The sequence below is a fragment of the Veillonellaceae bacterium genome (assembly GCA_012523975.1).
GTDB lineage: Bacteria > Bacillota > Negativicutes > JAAYSF01 > JAAYSF01 > JAAYSF01.
The window spans coordinates 1-1,523 of the sequence record JAAYSF010000032.1 but is presented as its reverse complement, the minus strand read 5'-3'; the positions used below and the strand labels follow the sequence as shown (position 1 = coordinate 1,523).

At 34.7% G+C, this 1,523-nt stretch carries 2 protein-coding genes; one reads left to right on the top strand and one right to left on the bottom strand.

What is annotated here, in order from left to right:
• Positions 1–127: 127 nt before the first annotated feature.
• Complete coding sequence (locus GX348_04365; protein NLP41423.1) at positions 128–379, bottom strand: helix-turn-helix domain-containing protein; 252 nt, start codon at positions 377–379, stop codon at positions 128–130.
• 376 nt (positions 380–755) lie between these two features.
• Here GX348_04365 and GX348_04360 point away from each other — a divergent pair, with 376 nt between their 5' ends.
• Entirely contained in the window at positions 756–1,340 is a 585-nt protein-coding gene (locus GX348_04360; protein ID NLP41422.1) for a hypothetical protein, read from the top strand.
• The last annotated feature ends 183 nt before the right edge of the window (positions 1,341–1,523 follow it).

The window sequence follows — 1,523 nt, the reverse complement described above, 5'->3', positions numbered from 1 at the left end:
TTTTCTTATGATAATAACTATAGCTCTAAATATATTAAATACTACATCCAAATTGCCACTGATGTTCTGTAGACATGAGGTAATTTCAGACTTGCAGTTATAAAATGATAACTGTCCCCTAGGTATTCTACAAACTTCCATTACCATTTAAATATTCACTTACAACTTGCATTCTAAATTCGGGTCCGTAATGGCTGTATCGTCGACTTTGCTCAAATGCGGAATCTCCAAATGTTTTATATTTTGCCACCCATTTCCGAAATGAAGATTCGCTAACTCCATATTTAGCACCAATTTTTGTAAGCGAACCATTACCATCCAAATATTCCTTTACTGCCATTAGTTTTTTGTCAGCCGATACTTTATTACTTTTAGACATATAAATATGCCCCTCCTTACAGTGAACAATTTTTTATTATTTAAACTGTCTACCATAAGGGGAGCATATCAAATTAAAAGGAAAATATTATTATGCTACCGAAGAAACAATAATTGGTCAAAAGAAAGTTCCTTTTGATATAATTGCAGGTAGTAAGAAATATGGTATCGGAAAAGATGGAAAAGGCTTAGATGGAAATTCGCATCGCTTCCGTTCATTAGGCCATGATCCTATTCTTGGTTACTTATTTGGCACAGCAAATATTATTACTAATACTGCAACTTGGTGGGATGGTACATCCCATCATATAAAGTACCATCCTAATACAAAAGGGATAATGATTCCAACTCTCGCAGCTAATGCATATACTAGAAAAATGTTTGAGGCTGTTGTTGACCGCTTCAATGGAAAAGATGGCAAAAGAATATTAGTTGAAGCAATTATTAAAGAGCATCTTCATCTGAAATCTGACGTTACAACAGCTGGTTTGCCTATACCATTTCTACAAGCAATATCACCCGATTTTACACAAATTTTAGCAGAAGCAGGATTAGATGCAATTGCATTAGGTGGTATCGTTAAGCAAGCAGCTGGTGCGGAGTTTATTAATTTTCTTATTTCTACTATACATAGTCTTTTGTGTGCTGAATCTGGAGAAATGGACAGCAAGTCGTATAAGGTAAGAACTAAGAAGATTATTCTAATTTCAAATGTTATTGCATCAGCCAGTAATGTTATCGCAGTGGGAATAGCAGCAGGAATAGGTGTAGCTGGAGAAAATCCAGAATTGGTAAAGAGATCCCTGAAATATTTAGACATAGGTGGACTTCTTGTTACTATTACTCATTTATTCACTGATTTGAGATTTATTTCAAAAGTGAAAGAAGAATTTATTAACAGCAAGCTGGATTCACAGTTAATAGAGGAATTAAATAATCTTGACAAATATCTTGCTGATTAAAGAACATTCTTTCCCCCTTGATGCTTTTATGAGATGCTTATGGATATGTTCCCGAGAACCCTAAAACCGTTGATTTGTTCCCACACACGAGAGCCAATCTTGGATATATTCCCGCAAACGGCCATCAATAAAAATAGGGCATAAAAATTCTATTTTGATAGCTATCAAGACCTCTCGAAACAC

Excerpts from the sequence above, each read along its gene's own strand:
- GX348_04360 (NLP41422.1), top strand. The coding sequence starts at position 756 with ATGTTTGAGGCTGTTGTTGACCGCTTCAATGGAAAAGATGGCAAAAGA.
- GX348_04365 (NLP41423.1), bottom strand. The coding sequence starts at position 379 with ATGTCTAAAAGTAATAAAGTATCGGCTGACAAAAAACTAATGGCAGTA.